The sequence below is a fragment of the Microcella flavibacter genome, assembly GCF_012530535.1.
In the GTDB taxonomy this organism is placed as follows: Bacteria; Actinomycetota; Actinomycetes; order Actinomycetales; family Microbacteriaceae; genus Microcella; species Microcella flavibacter.
This window is the reverse complement of record NZ_CP051299.1, coordinates 2330226-2346106: the sequence shown is the minus strand read 5'-3', so window position 1 is coordinate 2346106 and position 15881 is coordinate 2330226. Positions and strand designations below refer to the sequence as shown.

13 protein-coding genes and 3 tRNA genes are annotated in these 15881 nt (G+C 70.9%); 7 read left to right on the top strand and 9 right to left on the bottom strand.

All coding sequences use genetic code 11. From position 1 onward, the window contains the following. Nucleotides 1-2: 2 nt before the first annotated feature. Together HGB54_RS11155 and HGB54_RS11150 are read left to right on the top strand one after the other, a co-directional pair. A complete protein-coding gene (locus HGB54_RS11155) occupies nt 3-1070 on the top strand; it encodes a polyprenyl synthetase family protein (RefSeq protein WP_168916477.1) in 1068 nt (355 codons plus the stop codon). 104 nt (nt 1071-1174) lie between these two features. Next, on the top strand, nt 1175-2524 hold the full coding sequence (locus HGB54_RS11150; RefSeq protein WP_168916476.1) for an FAD-dependent oxidoreductase: 1350 nt from the start codon (nt 1175-1177) through the stop codon (nt 2522-2524). 557 nt (nt 2525-3081) lie between these two features. On the opposite strand, the gene HGB54_RS11145 is transcribed toward HGB54_RS11150, so the two are convergent. The 5 genes from HGB54_RS11145 to HGB54_RS11125 all read right to left on the bottom strand — a co-directional run bounded on the left by HGB54_RS11145 (nt 3082) and on the right by HGB54_RS11125 (nt 8593). Beyond that, nucleotides 3082-4305 (bottom strand): IS256 family transposase, encoded by a 1224-nt coding sequence (locus HGB54_RS11145; protein WP_166194845.1) that lies wholly within the window; start codon nt 4303-4305, stop codon nt 3082-3084. 576 nt (nt 4306-4881) lie between these two features. Beyond that, nucleotides 4882-5292 carry a DUF1801 domain-containing protein gene (locus tag HGB54_RS11140; RefSeq protein WP_228545813.1) on the bottom strand — a complete coding sequence of 137 codons (411 nt, stop codon included), beginning with the start codon at nt 5290-5292 and terminating at the stop codon, nt 4882-4884. A gap of 91 nt (nt 5293-5383) precedes the next feature. Continuing rightward, nucleotides 5384-6877 (bottom strand): cardiolipin synthase, encoded by a 1494-nt coding sequence (cls, locus tag HGB54_RS11135; protein WP_168916474.1) that lies wholly within the window; start codon nt 6875-6877, stop codon nt 5384-5386. Further along, the gene (locus HGB54_RS11130) at nt 6874-8097 is read right to left on the bottom strand and encodes an MFS transporter (RefSeq protein ID WP_168916473.1); all 1224 of its coding nucleotides are present in this window, start codon (nt 8095-8097) and stop codon (nt 6874-6876) included. Before HGB54_RS11130 ends, cls begins: the two co-directional genes overlap by 4 nt. A gap of 7 nt (nt 8098-8104) precedes the next feature. Continuing rightward, on the bottom strand, nt 8105-8593 hold the full coding sequence (locus tag HGB54_RS11125; RefSeq protein WP_168916472.1) for a YajQ family cyclic di-GMP-binding protein: 489 nt from the start codon (nt 8591-8593) through the stop codon (nt 8105-8107). A gap of 113 nt (nt 8594-8706) precedes the next feature. On the opposite strand from HGB54_RS11125, the gene HGB54_RS11120 reads away from it, so the two are divergent. The 3 genes from HGB54_RS11120 (at nt 8707) to HGB54_RS11110 (ending at nt 11008) form a co-directional block, all read left to right on the top strand. Next, a tRNA-Tyr gene (locus HGB54_RS11120) sits at nt 8707-8788 on the top strand. Between the two features lie 95 nt (nt 8789-8883). Continuing rightward, the gene (locus tag HGB54_RS11115) at nt 8884-9696 is read left to right on the top strand and encodes an inositol monophosphatase family protein (protein ID WP_168916471.1); all 813 of its coding nucleotides are present in this window, start codon (nt 8884-8886) and stop codon (nt 9694-9696) included. A 304-nt stretch (nt 9697-10000) separates the two neighbouring features. Next, nucleotides 10001-11008 carry a M23 family metallopeptidase gene (locus tag HGB54_RS11110; RefSeq protein WP_168916470.1) on the top strand — a complete coding sequence of 336 codons (1008 nt, stop codon included), beginning with the start codon at nt 10001-10003 and terminating at the stop codon, nt 11006-11008. On the opposite strand, the gene HGB54_RS12705 is transcribed toward HGB54_RS11110, so the two are convergent. Next, entirely contained in the window at nt 10893-11786 is an 894-nt protein-coding gene (locus HGB54_RS12705; RefSeq protein WP_228545812.1) for a helix-turn-helix transcriptional regulator, read from the bottom strand. The genes HGB54_RS11110 and HGB54_RS12705 overlap by 116 nt on opposite strands. Before the next feature lie 351 nt (nt 11787-12137). Continuing rightward, nucleotides 12138-13850: a glycoside hydrolase family 13 protein gene (locus tag HGB54_RS11100; RefSeq protein WP_168916469.1), complete on the bottom strand. Its 1713-nt coding sequence runs from the start codon at nt 13848-13850 to the stop codon at nt 12138-12140. Nucleotides 13851-14020: 170 nt separating this feature from the next. On the opposite strand from HGB54_RS11100, the gene HGB54_RS11095 reads away from it, so the two are divergent. Together HGB54_RS11095 and HGB54_RS11090 are read left to right on the top strand one after the other, a co-directional pair. Next, a tRNA-Thr gene (locus HGB54_RS11095) sits at nt 14021-14092 on the top strand. 33 nt (nt 14093-14125) lie between these two features. Continuing rightward, nucleotides 14126-14199 (top strand) — tRNA-Met (locus HGB54_RS11090). Nucleotides 14200-14211: 12 nt separating this feature from the next. Here the strand turns inward: HGB54_RS11090 and HGB54_RS11085 are convergent. Both HGB54_RS11085 and HGB54_RS11080 read right to left on the bottom strand, forming a co-directional pair. Next, a complete protein-coding gene (locus HGB54_RS11085) occupies nt 14212-14844 on the bottom strand; it encodes a LysE family translocator (RefSeq protein WP_228545811.1) in 633 nt (210 codons plus the stop codon). 28 nt (nt 14845-14872) lie between these two features. After that, on the bottom strand, nt 14873-15568 hold the full coding sequence (locus tag HGB54_RS11080; RefSeq protein ID WP_168916468.1) for a hypothetical protein: 696 nt from the start codon (nt 15566-15568) through the stop codon (nt 14873-14875). Nucleotides 15569-15881: the final 313 nt, after the last annotated feature.

The following is a 15881-nucleotide window of genomic DNA, read 5'->3' as shown; positions in this document are numbered from 1 at the left end:
CCGTGACCTGGAGCACGCCCCTCGCCCGCCGCAGCAAGACGCTCAGCGCCTCGCTGGGTCTCGGCGAGAAGCTCTTCGCCTCCAGTGAGGAGCGCCGGTTCGCCGACGCCATCGAGACGGCGCTCGAGACGGTCGAGGCCGGTCTGCTGCGCGAGGTCGCCTTCGCCGACGACATGGCCGACGTCGCCTCGCGCTACCTGCTCGAGGCCGGCGGTAAGCGCATCCGCCCCGTGCTGACGCTGCTCACCGCCCAGCTCGGCGAGGGGGCGACCCCCGAGGTCATCACCGCCGCGCAGGCGATCGAGATCACGCACCTCGCCTCGCTGTACCACGACGACGTCATGGACGAGGCGGAGCTGCGCCGCGGCGTTCCGACGGCGCAGCACAAGTGGGGCAACTCGGTCGCGATCCTCACGGGCGACCTGCTGTTCGCCCGCGCCTCGAAGCTCGTCGCGAGCCTCGGCGAGCGCGCCATCAAGCTGCAGGCCGACACCTTCGAGCGGCTCTGCCTCGGGCAGCTGCACGAGACGCTCGGCCCGCGCCCCGAGGACGAGCCCATCGAGCACTACCTGCAGGTGCTCGCCGACAAGACCGGCTCGCTCATCGCGGCCGCCGCGCAGATGGGCGTGATCTTCTCGCACGCCGACCCGTCCTTCGCCGCGCCCGTCGTGGTGTTCGGCGAGAAGATCGGCGTGGCCTTCCAGCTGATCGACGACGTCATCGACCTCGCCGAGCCCGAGGCCGGCACCGGCAAGGCGCAGGGCACCGACCTGCGCAGCGGCGTCGCGACCCTGCCGCTGCTGTACCTGCGCCGCGCGGCGCTCACCGATGTCGGCGCGGCCGATCTGCTCGGCCGCATCGAGCGCAACGTCGACGAGCAGCACGGTGACGAGGCCGAGCTGGCCGCCGCGATCGCCGAGCTGCGCACGCACCCCGTCACCGCCGAGACCCTCGTGGAGGCGCGCCGCTGGGCCGACGACGCTGTCGCCGGGCTCGCACCGCTGCCCGACGGCCCGGTGAAGAAGGCGCTGACGAAGTTCGCCGAGGCGGTCGTCGACCGCAGCAAGTAGGCGGCGAGCATCCTGCAGGCCGTCACTGCCAGGATGGGTGCTCGACCGCGCCCGCGCGGCCTTCGCCGCATCGTCCGCATCACGCCAGGAACGGAAACCCCCGCATGACCAAGCTGAGGCTCGCCATCGTCGGAGCCGGCCCCGCCGGCATCTACGCCGCCGACATCCTGCTCAAGCACGAGCGCTCGTTCGACGTGTCGATCGACCTCTTCGACCAGCTGCCCGCGCCGTACGGGCTCGTGCGCTACGGGGTCGCGCCCGACCACCCGCGCATCAAGGGCATCATCAACGCCCTGCGCGAGGTGCTCGACTCGGGTGACATCCGCATCTTCGGCAATGTGCGCTACGGAACCGACATCACGCTCGACGATCTCAAGCGCCACTACAACGCGGTGATCTTCGCGACCGGCGCCATCCGCGACGCCGACCTCGACATCCCGGGCATCGGGCTCGAGGGCAGCTACGGCGCCGCCGACTTCGTGAGCTGGTTCGACGGCCACCCCGATGTTCCGCGCGAGTGGCCGCTCGATGCGCAGTCGATCGCGGTGATCGGCAACGGCAACGTCGCGCTCGACGTGGCCCGCATGCTGGCGAAGCACCCGGAGGATCTGCTGTCGACGGAGATCCCCGAGAACGTGCACGCGGGCCTGGCGGCCTCGCCCGTCACCGATGTGCACGTGTTCGGTCGCCGCGGCCCCATGCAGGTGAAGTTCACGCCGCTCGAGCTGCGCGAGCTGGGGGAGCTGCGCGACGTCGACATGATCGTGCACGACGAGGATTTCGACTACGACGACGCCGCCCGTGCGGCGATCGCCTCGAACAAGCAGCTCTTCGTGATCGACAAGGTCTTCACCCAGTGGCGCGCGCGGGAGACCGGTCAGGCGTCGCGCCGGCTGCACCTGCACTTCTACTCCAAGCCCGTCGAGGTGCTCGGCGAGGACGGCCGCGTGGCGGGCTTCCGGTTCGAGCGCACGCGCTCGGACGGTGCGGGCGGCGTCGTCGGCACGGGCGAGTTCCGCGAGGTGCCGGTGCAGGCCGTGTACCGCGCCGTCGGCTATTTCGGCTCGCCGCTCGACGGCATCCCTTTCGATGAGCGCCACGGCGTCATCCCGAACCACGAGGGCCGCGTGCTCGGCGACGACAACGCCGTCATGCCCGGCGTGTTCGCCACGGGCTGGATCAAGCGCGGACCCGTCGGCCTCATCGGCCACACGAAGAGCGACGCGATGGAGACGGTCCAGCACGTGCTCCAGGGCTCCGCGGGCTGGTGGAGCCCGGCCGAGCCCGAGGAGCAGGCGATCGTCGACCTGCTCGACGGCCGCGGGGTGCTGTACACGAATCTCGACGGCTGGCACCGGCTGGATGCTCACGAGCAGCAGCTCGGAGAGCCCCACGGCCGCGCCCGCATCAAGGTCGTGCCGCGCGACGAGATGGTGCGCATCTCGCGCGACTGACCCCGCCTCACCCGGACCTCGGCCAACCAGCTCGTTAGGCCGAGCACCGGAGTGTCTGCGCGATCGCGACAGTGATAGGAACAGCCCACCGCGCTGAGCGCATCTCTGCGACGGGGTGCCAGTGACGCACGATCCGCAGTGGATCGTCGGCTTCGCATCGACGCACCTGGGCGTTCGGCGGCAAGCAGACGTGGATCGACTCACGGATGTCGGCACGTGCCGGGTGGTCCGCGGGGCAGTTCGACCCAGGCCTCCCTCGTCGGTCGAGGAGGCCGCGCGCCTCGTCGTCTCCGAGGCGCGCGTGCCACTCGAGGGCGCTCCAGCAAGCGAGCGGACCCCCATGGGCCCAGGCCCGACGCACTGTCTCCGGGACGTTTGACGAGCAGTACCACCCGCGGCGCAATCGGGTCGGCCGTCCGTAGGTGCCGCGAGCGATGCGCAGCTCGTCCTCTGTCCACCCTGCATCGAGCAGCTCTGCCCGCGAGACGATGCCGCCCTGTGGTGACGTCCCGCTGAGTGGTGGAGTTTCTCAACACCGTGCGGGTCAGCTGTTGTGATTATGCCGCAGCGAGTTCCGGGATCGCGACCTCCTCTTCGGTGACGTTCAGGAGCTTCATGGAGTGCTCGCTGAAGTAGCGGCGGTCAGCGCCGTCCCATTCGTCGTGTTGCTCGATCAGGACGTGTCCGGCCAGGCGCAGCAACGCGGCGGGGTTGGGGAATGTGCCGACGACGTCGGTGCGGCGTTTGATCTCCTTGTTGACCCGCTCGAGCGGGTTCGTGGACCAGATCTGCCGCCAGTGTGTGGCGGGAAACTGACAGAACGCGAGGATGTCGTTCTGCGCGTCCTCGAGCATGCCGGCGATCTTCGGGTGCGACCTCGAGAGCATGCGGACGACTTCGTGGAATTGGGTGAACACGTGCTCGGTGTCTGGCTGGGCGAAGATCGTGCGGATGATCGACGCGACCATCGGCCCAGCGGTCTTGGGGACGTTGGCAAGCACGTTGCGCATGAAGTGGACCCGACACCGCTGCCATGACGAGCCTTGGAAGACGGTGTCGATCGCCGCGATCAGCCCGGTGTGCGCGTCGGAGATCACCAGCTTCACTCCGCCCAGCCCGCGGGCCTTCAGCGAGCGAAGGAACGCGGTCCAGAACGGTTGCGATTCGGTGTCCCCGACCTCGAAGCCGAGGACTTCCCTGCGCCCGTCGGCGGCGACACCGACCGCGACGACGACGGCTTGGGAGACGACCCGCCGGCCGACGCGGGCTTTGCAGTAGGTCGCGTCGAGGAACACGTACGGGTACGTGCTGTCCGCGAGCGGCCGATCGCGGAACGCCGCGACGTCCTCGTCGAGGTTGCTGCAGATCCGCGACACCTCCGACTTGCTGATCCCGGTGTCGGCACCGAGCGCCTTCACCAGGTCGTCGACCTTGCGGGTGGAGACGCCGTGGACGTACGCCTCCATCACGACCGCGAACAGGGCCTGATCGACCCGGCGGCGGCGTTCCAGCAGCGACGGGAAAAACGATCCCTGCCGCAGCTTCGGGATCCGCAACTCCAGCTCCCCCGCGGTGGTGGTGAGGGTCCGCAGCCGGGTCCCGTTGCGCTGCGTCGTACGGTCCGGGGAGCGTTCGAACGGGGCAGCGCCGATGAACGCAGCTGCTTCCGCGTCGATCAGCTCCTGGTAGAGCGTCTCGGTCGCGACCCGGATCCGGTCGTTCACATCGGTGAGTTTCAGTTCCCCGAGTAGCTCGAGGAGGGCAGACTGGTCAAGAGCCATCGTGCGTTTGTGTCCTTCCGTGAGATTCCTAGACAGTTCTCACTGACCATCGCACGATGGCTCACCACGTCCACGACGTGACACCCGAGCCGGGAAACTACACCAACCCAGGGGACGCCACCCGCCCTGTCCGCGGATGAACTCCTCGAAGCCCCCGAAGCCGCCCCAGGCGAGGGGGCGCCCCCACCGATCGCGCCGTCGGGTGTCTCCCGCCCACGATCCGCTCACCATCGCTCGATGATCGCGCACGGGTCGCAGAGGCCGAGAACTCAGTGTTCCATCGTGGGTGCGGGCGCGCGACATGCAGCGGGGGAGGAGCGGCGGAGGACGCCCACCAGCCACGGACAGGCGGGGGGCAATGACGTTCGTGGTCCTTCCACAATCACGGAGGGCGCGAACGGATCTCACCCGTTCCGTGATTGTGGAAGGACCGGAGGGCGAGAGATCCTTCCCGGAGAGCGGAGAGCGGAGAGCGGAGAGCGGAGAGCGGAGAGCGGAGAGCGGAGAGCGGAGAGCGGAGAGCGGAGAGCGGAGAGCGGAGAGCGGAGAGCGGAGAGCGGAGAGCGGAGAGCCTCCTCAGACCGCCTGGTCGGCCGTCGTCGCCCAGCTCAGGCGCACGAGCTCGCGCAGCGCATCGAGGTCGATCGCGTCCAGCCGCGTTACGTAGACGCAGTCGGCGCCGGTCGTGTGCGGTCCGAGGCGCGATAGCGCGGCCCCCGCGTCGGGGTGCGTCTGCAGTCCGTACAGCGAGAGCTTCGCCTTGCGCGGAGAGAAGGCCGCGCGCGGCCAGACGCCCTCGTGCCCGCTCGCGTAGCGGTACGCGTACTGTCCGAAGCCGACCATCGTCGGCCCCCACATCACCGGCTCCGCACCGGTCGCCGAGCGGAACAGCTCCACGAGCCGGGCGCCCTCCGCGGCGCGGCGCGCATCGAGCGTCGCGAGGAACTCCTCGACGGGCACGTCGGTGGGCAGGGTCTTCTGGGTCACGAGCCCACCGTACGACCGCCGAGCGCGGGCGGCCAGAGCCGCGCGGCGCGCGACGCGGGCGACACGGGCGATGCGCGCGAGCATCCCGCCCCTACTGCACCGCCGCCGTCATGCGCGCGATGTCGTCGAAGGCCGCCATGTGGCGCGGCCGCTTCAGCCAGGTCTCGAGCGTCAGCTCGGACGAGCACTCGCGGTACGACTGCTCGACCTCGCGCAGCGCGCGGATGATCGGGGCGCCCCGCACCATGACCGAGACCTCGAGGTTGAGGCTGAACGAGCGCATGTCCATGTTGCTCGACCCGATGACCGCGACCTCGTCGTCGATCGTGAGGTGCTTTGCGTGCAGCACCGTCGGCGCGCGGTGCAGCCAGATGCGCACGCCGGCCCGGAGCAGCTGCTCGTAGTACGAGCGCTGCGCGTGGAACACCAGCGGCTGATCCCCGATCTCGGAGACGAAGAGCTGCACGTCGAGCCCGCTCTGCGCCGCCGTCGTGATCGCGTAGAGCATCGACTCGTCGGGGACGAAGTACGGGGAGCAGATCTGGATCTGATGCTGCGCGGCGTAGAGCAGCGAGTTGAACAGGCGGAGGTTGTTCTCGCCCTCGAAAGCCGGCCCGCTCGGCACCACTTGCGCATCCAGCCCGGAATCGGGGTCGACGTCGGGGATGCTCGCCCCTTCGCGGATCAGCAGCTCGTCGGTCTCGCTGTACCAATCGGTCGCGAACAGCGCATCGACGCCCGAGACGATCGGGCCCTCGAAGCGTACGACGAGCTCCTTCCACTGCAGACGCGAACCGTCGCGCCGCCGCCCGCGGTGGTACCCGCGCTCGATCATGTTCTGCGATCCGGTGAACGCGACCGACCCGTCGACGATGACGAACTTGCGATGGTTGCGGAGGTCGGGACGCTGCCACTGCAGACGGAACGGCCGAACGGGCAGCATCGCGTAGTGCTCGATGCCCGCGGAGCGCAGCCGCCGCATCGTGCGCCGGTAACCCTTCACCCGCAGCGAGGCGACGTGGTCGTACAGCACGCGCACGGTGACGCCGCGCGCCACCGCCTCCTCGAGGGCGTCGAAGAAATCGGCGGTCGTCGCGTCGAGCGCGAGGATGTAGAACTCCACGTGCACGACGCGGGTGGATGCCCGGATCGCCTCCGTCATCGCCGCGATCGATCCCGCGTAGTCGGTGTACAGCCGCGCGGCGTTGCCGCCGACGAGCGGCATCGCCCCCAGGTGCCGGTTCAGCTCGACGATCGGTTCGAGCCAGGGCGGCCACGGGTGATCGCGGCGCACGCGATCCATGCCCTCCGTGGTCTCGAGGATGTACTCATTGATCTGCTGCTGCTTCTCCCGCCGGCGCTTCGGCAGCTTCCGCGAGCCGAGCAGGAGGAAGAGGAGGAAGCCCACGAGCGGCAGGACGTAGATGAGCAGCAGCCAGGCGAGCGCCGTTTGCGGGCGACGGTTGCGCGGCACGATGACCAGCGAGGTGATCGCGATGGCGACCTGCGCCAGGATGAGCGCACCGCCGATGATCACCGTGACCCACGCGCTCGTCGAGTCGAGCGTGAGCACGTCGTCCGTCATGGCCGCAGTCTACTGACGGGCGGGCGCGGCGCCGCGGGGGCGACGGCGAGCGCCGTCAGCCCGGCGAGCACCACGAGCACGGCGACGAGACCGACCACCGCCGGCCAGTCCCCGGCGATGAGCGCCAGCCCGCCCAGCCAGCCGAACAGGCTCGACCCGGCGTAGTAGCCGAGGGTGTACACGCTCGCCGCCTGCGCCCGCCCCCGCGACGCCCGCTGCCCGATCGCCGCCGAGGCCGCGGCATGGCCCGCGAAGAAGCCGGCGGTCATGACGACCAGACCGACGATCACGAGCACGAGCGAGGCGGCGAGCGTCAGCAGCAGCCCCGCCAGCATGATCGCGGCCGCGCTGAGGAGCACCGGGCGGGTGCCCGCCCGCTCGGCGATGCCGCCGGCGATGCGCGACGAGGCCGTGCCGGCGAGGTACGCGGTGAAGAGCAGCGAGGCGAGCGAGGGCGGCAGCAGGTAGGGCGCGCCCTCCAGGTGGAAGGCCAGGTAGTTGTACACGGTGACGAAGCCGCCCATGAGCAGGAACCCCTGCGCCCAGAGCGCGAGCATCACGCGATCGGCGGCGTGCATCCCGATGTCGCGCAGCAGACGGCGCAGGGGATTCCCGGCGACGAACGCGAACCCGTACGAGCGGGGGGCGAGCGCGATGAAGACCACGGCGGCGACGGCGGCGATCACCGCGACCGAGCCCATGCCGATCCGCCAGCCGGCCTGCTCGGCGATGGGGGCCGCGATGAGGCGCCCGAGCAGTCCGCCGAGGCTCGTACCGGCGACGTAGGTGGCCGCCGCGGTCGCCGCGTGGCGGCGGTCGACCTCCTCGGCGAGGTAGGTGAGCGCGATCGCCGGAAGCCCGCCGAGCGCGAGCCCCTCGACGATGCGGACACCGATCAGCGAGGCGGCGTCGGGCATCGCGGGCGCGACGAGGCCGAGCGCGGTGGCCGCGATGATCGCGATGCGCATGGCGGGCAGGCGCCCGATGCGGTCGGCGAGCAGCGACCACGGCAGCACCGCCGCGGCGAGTCCGGCGGTGGCGCCCGAGACGGTGAGGGCGGCGGTCGCAGCGTCGACGCCGAGGTCGCGCGCGATGAGCGGCAGGATGCCCTGCGAGGAGTACAGCTGCGTGAAGGTCGCCACCCCGGCGAAGGCGAGCGCCGCGAGCAGGCGCCGGTACTCGCGACTGCCGCGGGGGTGCCCCGAGAAGTCGGAGCTCACCGTGACGTCAGCGGAAGTTCACGAACTGCAGGGCGATGTCGAGATCCTTGCCCTTGAGCAGCGCCATCGTCGCCTGCAGGTCGTCGCGGCTCTTCGACTGCACGCGCAGCTCGTCGCCCTGGATCTGGCTCTTGACGCTCTTCGGCGCCTCGTCACGGATGATCTTCGAGATCTTCTTCGCGTCGTCGCTGGCGATGCCGTTCTTGAGGCCCACCTCGATGCGGAACTCCTTGCCGCTCGCGTAGGGCTGGCCGGTGTCGAGGCTGCGCACGCCGATGCCGCGCTTGATCATCTTCGACTCGAGCACCTCGAGCACGGCCTTGACCCGTTCTTCGGCGCTGGCCTTGAGCAGCAGCTTCTCGCCGCTCCACTCGATGGAGGCCCCGACCCCCTTGAAGTCGTACCGCTGCGCGATCTCCTTCTGAGCCTGGTTGACGGCGTTCTCCGCCTCCATCTTGTCGGTCTTGCTGACGATGTCGAATGAGGAATCGGCCATGCGCCTATGCTAGCCCGGTGCTCCGGCAGCGGGCGGGTCACGAAGCGGCTCGGAAAGCTTGTATTGTGGTCGAGCGCATCCGGTTGATGACCACATCGGCCGGGCGCGCACCCGGCGAGTTACCCTAGCGGCCAAAGGGATCTGACTGTAAATCAGACGGCTCAGCCTTCGGGGGTTCGAATCCCTCACTCGCCACCCGTTCTTCTTTCTTCACCGCCGCACGAGTCCGCTCGCCGATCCCGCCGTCGGCCGTTCGCGCGCCGTCCACCCCGGGCTGGGATGATCGGGCCATGACTCCTGCCGCCGACCCCGCCGAGCTGCTCGCCCTCGCCCGCTCCATCGCCCTCGAGGCCGGGGCGATGATCGTCGAGGCCCGCCGCGGCGGCGTCGAGGTCGCCGACCGCAAGTCCTCGCCGGTGGACGTCGTGACCCAGGTCGACCGCGACTCCGAGCAGCTCATCCGCACGCGATTGGCGGAGGCGCGCTCCGACGACGGGTTCTTCGGCGAGGAGGGCGCGAGGGATGCCTCGACCTCGGGCGTGACGTGGGTCGTCGACCCCATCGACGGCACGGTCAACTTCCTCTACGGGATCCCGCACTACGCCGTCAGCATCGCCGCCGTCGAGGGCGAGGCCGACCCGCAGGCCTGGCGCGCGCTCGCCGCGGTCGTGCTCAACCCGGTCACGGGCGAGCTCTTCAGCGCCACGGCGGGCGGGGGCGCGCGACTGAACGACGCACCCATCGCCATCCGCCCGGCGGCCACGCTCGACCAGTCGCTCATCGCGACGGGATTCGCGTACGCCGAGACGACGCGACGCGAGCAGGGTGCGGCGATCGCCCGGCTGCTGCCGATGGTGCGGGATGTCCGGCGCATGGGCACCGCCTCCCTCGACCTCTGCGCGGTGGCCTGCGGCCGCGTCGACGCGTACTTCGAGCGCACGCTGAGCCCCTGGGATCACGCCGCCGGCGCCCTCATCGCGCACGAGGCCGGAGCGGTCGTCACGGGCTTCGACGGCCGCCGCGCCGACCACCTCATGACCCTCGCCGCGCACCCCGACCGGGTCGCGGCGCTCGAGGAGCTGCTGCGCGAGATCGGCGCCTGAACCGCGTCCGGGGCTCCCGGGCGGCCCTCGAACGGGGGTGAAAACCCTTCGCGGACTGGCGATTCCGAGCCGGGGAGGTTATGGTCGATGAGTTCGTGACCTCACCGTTATACGGCGGGCTCGCAGAATCGCTCCTCAGAACGGCATTCGTTACCGTTGGGGAGGAACCCACTCGAAGATCGTGCAAGGCACTACTGTGCCCACGCACGGAGCGCCCGAGCAAGCAGACGACGTAAGGCAACCATCAATCGTGACTGACGAATTCCAGCGGTCGGCTGGAGGGCTCTCCGAGAGCCCCGCGACCGTGACCGGAATCATCGAGTCGATCTCTCTCCCCGCAGGTGAGGATTCCCCTGCGACGGCGTCGATCACCCTTCCCCCCGCCGAGCTCGCCGCGAGCAGCCGCCGCGCGCTCCGCGAGGCCGAGAAGTCGTCGACCCCCGCCCGGCGCCGCGCCCGCGAGCGCACCGCCGCGGCGCGCCCCGCCCGCCGCTCCGCCGCCGGCCGCACCAGCGGTCGCCGTGCCGTCGAGGCCTCCACCAAACCGGCCGCGCCGCGCAAGCCCCTCGCCGCTCGGCTCGCGCAGAAGGCCTTCCCGCCGATCGTGATGCTCGCGGTCGGCGCACTGCTCATCGGCACCAACGTGCCCGCCGTGGCGCTCCTCGACCCCGAAGCGACGCCCGCCGCTCAGTCCTTCTCCTCGGTCTCAGCCTCCGCAACGGGAGGCGTGGAGGAGGCTCCCACTCGCGAGCCAGCACAGCTGTTCGATTCCTCCGAGCATGCCGACGCCGCCACGCCCGCCGCGACCCGTGATGACTGGACGGTCACGGAATACGTCGAGGTCGTTCGCGAGCGGTATGGCACGCGCGACTTGAGCTATACGACCACAGGAGCGGGAGCTGTGCGGTGGCCGTTCCCGAACACCGTGCAGATCAGTTCGGGTTACGGAAACCGGGTGGCCCCGTGTTACGGATGTTCGACCTATCACCAGGGGCTCGACCTGGCGCCCGGCAACGGCACGCCGATCTTCGCGATCGCGGACGGAGTCGTCACCCAGAAAGTTGAAGGGGGCGCCTATGGAAATCACGTGTACATCGAACATGTGGTCAACGGTCAGAAGGTCGTCTCGCTATACGCCCACATGCAATGGGGATCGAGCCCCTTGGTCACTGGCCAGACCGTATCCGCAGGGGATTTCATCGGCTTAGTGGGCGCGACCGGGAACGTCTCCGGCGCACACCTCCATCTTGAGATCCAGCTGGACGGGATCCGTATCGACCCGTATCAGTGGCTGATCTCGAACGCCAGCTGACCCGTTCCCTGATCGTACTTCTGTCGATCCCGGCATCGTTGCCGTATCGGTCGTTTTCGCGCAGCACCGCGGCGGCCAGCGCCGCCCGCGTGTCGGCGCCGACCTTCGCGCGCGCCTGCAGCACGTGGGTCTCCACCGTGCGGGTCGAGAGCGAGAGGCGCTCGGCGATCCGCCGATTGGTCAGTCCCTCCGCGATCAGCTCGGCGATCTCGCGCTCCCGCGGCGTGAGCGGCGAGCGGGCGACCGCGGGCGGCCGATCCGCCGTGGATGGCGGCGGCCGCTGCTCTCCGCGCGATCCTCGGGCCCCGGCGGCGCCAGCGGCCCCGGCGGCCCCGGCCTTCGCAGCGCGGGTCATCCGGCCGACCCGCCGGCACAGGGCCAGCATCCGTTCGCTCTCCTCCGGCGCGAGCGGCGGCAGCACGACGAGGTCCGCGTCGACGAGATCGGTGCCGGGCACGAACGGATCCCGATCGAGGCGTCGTTCGAGCGCGGTCGCCCAGTCCGCCGGCGTCCAGCCGGCGACGAGCAGGATCCGCGGACGGGCGAGCAGCAGCGCCACGGCGTGACGCTCGGCGGACCCCAGCCGGGCGCGCTGGTCGATCAGCACCGTCAGCGACGCCTCGCGGGCCTGCAGGGCCGCATCGAGCTGCGGGGATGCGGCCCTGCCGACGAGTCCCAGCCGTGCGGCCCGGCGGGCGAGCGAGGTCATCGGGATGCTCGCGGGCACCATCGCGGTCGCCGGGGGCTGCGCGGCACCCCCGTGCGCGACGAGCACCACCGCGGGCATCCCCTCGGCGGCCAGCCGGAGCGCGACGGCGCCGAGCAGGGCGCGGCGATCCCGCGCGTGCGCGCCGACGATCGCGGCCGGGCGGTTCAGCGCCCCGGCCCGCAGCAGCCGCTCGACGTCCTCCGCGCGCTCCGCGATGGGTGCCCGCGCCTCCTGCCGCTCGTGCATCGCAGCCTCCCGTGCACCGCACGCGACTCGATCACGAGCGGTACTCTGCTTTGTTCGGTGCGGGGCGGCGATCGGTTCGGTGCGCGGATCCGCCGATGCGCTCCGCCAGGGCGCGCCGCCGATGCGAACGGCCCCGAGCGCGTGCTCGGGGCCGTTCGTCGTGCGATCAGCGGATCAGACGGCGATCCACGCGGTCGTGTCGGTCGGCAGCGCTCCGTCGACGAGCGGATTGCTCACGAGCAGCACCTCGCCGGTGGGCAGCTCGACCGCGGACTCGCCGAGGTTCGCGAGCACGAGCACGCCGCCGTTGCGGAACGCGACGACGTCCTCGCCGAAGCCGTCGACCCAGGTCAGCGACCCCATGCCGAGGTCGCGCTCGGCGCGGATGGCCAGGGCCGAGCGGTACAGCTCGAGGGTCGAGCCGGCGACGCCGTCCTGGCGGTCGCGGGCGAATTCGGCGAACTCCGCCGGCTGCGGCAGCCAGCTGCTGCCGGTGCCGCTGAACCCGAAGGCGGGGGCGTCGGACTCCCAGGGGATGGGCACGCGGCAGCCGTCGCGGCCGTACGACTCGCCGCCGGTGCGGTGGAACGTCGGATCCTCGCGCACGTGGTCGTCGAGCTCGATGACCTCCGGCAGGCCGAGCTCCTCGCCCTGGTAGAGGTACGCGCTGCCGGGCAGGCTCAGCATCATGGCGGTCGCGGCCCGGGCGCGGTGCAGCCCGAGAGCGGCATCCGGCTTGTCGAGGGATGCCGGACCGATGCCCGCGTTCGGCACCGCGGTCACCGGCGGCAGTCCGTACCGGCTGGCGTGGCGCACGACGTCGTGGTTCGACAGCACCCAGGTGCTCGGAGCGCCGACGCCCGTGAACGCGGCGATCGACTCGTCGATGACCGAGCGCAGCAGCGCCGGCTTCCACGGGGTGCCGAGGTAGCTGAAGTTGAACGCCTGGTGCATCTCGTCGGGGCGCACCCACTGGGCGGCCTTCGCGAGCGGCTCGACCCAGGCCTCGGCGCAGAGCACGCGGTCGCCGTCGTAGGCGGCGAGCACCTCGTGCCAGTCGCGGTACACCTCGTGCACCTCGGGCTGGGCCCACCAGGGCGTCTCGTCGGGCGACATGAGCGCGTCGGCGATGTTGTCGGAGGCGGCGGCGGCCGCGATGTCGGGCAGGCCCTCCTTCTTCATGAGGCCGTGCGCCACGTCGACGCGGAAGCCGTCGACGCCGCGGTCGAGCCAGAAGCGCAGCACGCGCCGGAACTCCTCCCAGACGACGGGGTTCTTCCAGTTGAAGTCGGGCTGAGAGCTGTCGAAGAGGTGCAGGTACCACTGGCCCGGGGTGCCGTCGGGCTCGGTCACCCGCGTCCAGGCGTCGCCGCCGAAGACGGAGGGCCAGTTGTTGGGCGGCAGCTCGCCGTTCTCGCCCGTGCCCTCGCGGAACATGTAGCGGTCGCGCTCGGGCGAGCCGGGGCCGGCGGCGAGCGCCTCCTGGAACCACACGTGCTGGTCGGAGGAGTGGTTCGGCACGAGGTCGACGATGACGCGCAGGCCGAGCTCGCGGGCGCGGTCGCGCAGGGCGTCGAAGTCGGCGAGCGTGCCGAAGATCGGGTCGACGTCGCAGTAGTCGGCGACGTCGTACCCGGCGTCCTTCTGCGGCGAGCGGAAGAAGGGCGAGAGCCAGACGGCGTCGACGCCGAGCGCGGCGAGCGAGGGCAGGCGCTCGGTGATGCCGGCGAGGTCGCCGATGCCGTCGCCCGAGGCGTCGGCGAAGGAGCGCGGGTAGATCTGGTAGATGACGGCGGAGCGCCACCACTCGGAGCCGGCGGTGCGGGGCTCGGGGGCGGTGATGCTCTCGACCGTGAGGGTGGTGGTAGGGGTGGAGTCGAGGGGCATGCGGGCAACGATACGCGAAAGCATGCGGTGTGGAAGCGGTTCCAGGGTCGTCACGACGGGGCTGAGGGATGTGCGCCGGGCCTCGCCGCACCGGCTCCCGGGCGGAGTCGAACCCGCCCCGCGCAGGTGCTAATCTTCTCTGGTGCCGAATCCCGGATGGGATCGGTTGCGCCCCGATAGCTCAGTGGTAGAGCACTTCCATGGTAAGGAAGGGGTCGTCAGTTCAATCCTGACTCGGGGCCCTGGTCCACTCCGCTCTGGCGGGATGGATGCGCGGCGGGGTAGCTCAGGTGGTTAGAGCACACGGCTCATAATCGTGGTGTCGCGGGTTCGAGTCCCGCCCTCGCTACAAGTTTTCCTTTCACTTCTCGGTGAAGGCCAGGGCCGCGCCGAAGCCGATGAAGGCCGTGCCGGTCACGACGTCGATGCCGCGCTGCGTGCTCGGCCGCGACATCCAGCGCCGCAGCGCCTGCGCGCCCAGCACGAGCACCGCGAACCAGACCGCGCTCAACGCGGCGTGGATGCCCGCGAGCGCGGCGCCGAACAGGGCCGCAGGAGCATCCGGCGGCAGGAACGCCGGCAGCACGGCGATGTAGAAGACGGCGACCTTCGGGTTGAGCAGCGTCGTGAGCACGCCCTTCGCAGCGGCGGCGCGGATGCTCGGCACGGGCATCCCGACGGCGTCGACGCTCACGGGCGCGGCCCGCAGCGCCGACCACAGCATGCGCACGCCGAGGTACACGAGGTAGGCCGCGCCGACGACCTTGAGCACGAGGAAGGCCGTGGCCGAGACCGCGAACAGGGCGGACAGGCCGAGGGCCGCGGCGACGCCCCAGACGAGCGCGCCGAGGCAGATGCCCGCGCCGGCGGCCGCGGCGGCGCGGCGCCCGTGCCGGATGGCCGCGTGCAGCACGAGCGCCGAATCCATGCCGGGCGTGATCGTCAGCAGGGCGGCGACGATCGCGAACTGCCACAGGGCCTCGGTCGCGCTCACGATCGCGATGCTAGCGGCAGGCAGGCGCTCAGTACCCCTCGTGGTCCTCGAGCAGGCGGGCGAGGTCGGCCTTGATGCCGGCGATCGCCTCGCGCTCCTCCTCGGGGGAGAGCGCGACGGCCGGCCCGCGGGGGATGAGGCGCGCGTGCACGAGCTCGCCGAGCGCGTCGTCTCGGGCGCGCAGCACGACCTCGTGGCGCAGCGCATCGTCGGCGGCGGTCGCCCGCAGCCGCGCGACGACGCCGCGCATCGAGCGCTCGCGCGCGTCCAGGCGCTTCACCTCGTTGCGCAGGCGGGTGCGCTCGGTGCGCGAGCGGCGTGACCCCGGCGACGAGACGCTCGCCACCCGGGCGGCGCGAGCGGCCGCGGCCGCGGTGCGCGCCTCGATCTCGATGCGATCGGCGTCGGCCTCGAGCTCGTCGATGAGATCGAGCAGCGCGCGTCGGGCGATCGCGATCGCCTGCTCCTCGCGCCAGGGCGTGCGGTCGCGCAGCGTCGAGAGGATGAGCCCGTTCTTCGTGGCCAGGCGCACGGCCGAGAGGGCGACGAGGGCGCCCTCGTGGACGAGCTGCTCGAAGTCCTCGTCGGTGCGCTCCCCGTCGGGGGCGCCGGCGGGCCCGTCGCCGGGCGTCGTCGCGGGTGCGGCGTCGGCCGGGATGCGCCCGAGCCGCGCTCCGAGCGCCGCGCGAACGGCCCGAGCGGCGCGGGTGTCCCAGATGCGCATGACGACCTTCGGTCTCGAGGAGGGCTGGGCTCCAGGCTACGGCGGGGGCCTGCGAGATCGCGACACGCCGCGGTGCTCCGAACGACCGCGGCCGAGCATCCGCGAGAAATCGCGCGACACGCCGAAAACACTAGATGTAGGGGAATGACACCCCTGTCATTCCCGTTATATAGTGTGACTCCACCGACGAACAGCCGGTGAACCCCAGACCGCAGCACCACGCAGCAGCACGACGAAGGAGGTCCCCATGGACAACGACAACGAGACCATCGGCGGCTACGCCGTGCCCGTCGACCCGATGGACATGCTCCAG

What these genes read in the sequence shown, in the direction of transcription:
- HGB54_RS11150 (WP_168916476.1), top strand. Translation starts at nt 1,175, where the DNA reads ATGACCAAGCTGAGGCTCGCCATCGTCGGAGCCGGCCCCGCCGGCATC.
- HGB54_RS11145 (WP_166194845.1), bottom strand. Translation starts at nt 4,305, where the DNA reads ATGGCTCTTGACCAGTCTGCCCTCCTCGAGCTACTCGGGGAACTGAAA.
- cls (WP_168916474.1), bottom strand. Translation starts at nt 6,877, where the DNA reads ATGACGGACGACGTGCTCACGCTCGACTCGACGAGCGCGTGGGTCACG.
- HGB54_RS11125 (WP_168916472.1), bottom strand. Translation starts at nt 8,593, where the DNA reads ATGGCCGATTCCTCATTCGACATCGTCAGCAAGACCGACAAGATGGAG.
- HGB54_RS11115 (WP_168916471.1), top strand. Translation starts at nt 8,884, where the DNA reads ATGACTCCTGCCGCCGACCCCGCCGAGCTGCTCGCCCTCGCCCGCTCC.
- HGB54_RS11100 (WP_168916469.1), bottom strand. Translation starts at nt 13,850, where the DNA reads ATGCCCCTCGACTCCACCCCTACCACCACCCTCACGGTCGAGAGCATC.
- HGB54_RS11080 (WP_168916468.1), bottom strand. Translation starts at nt 15,568, where the DNA reads ATGCGCATCTGGGACACCCGCGCCGCTCGGGCCGTTCGCGCGGCGCTC.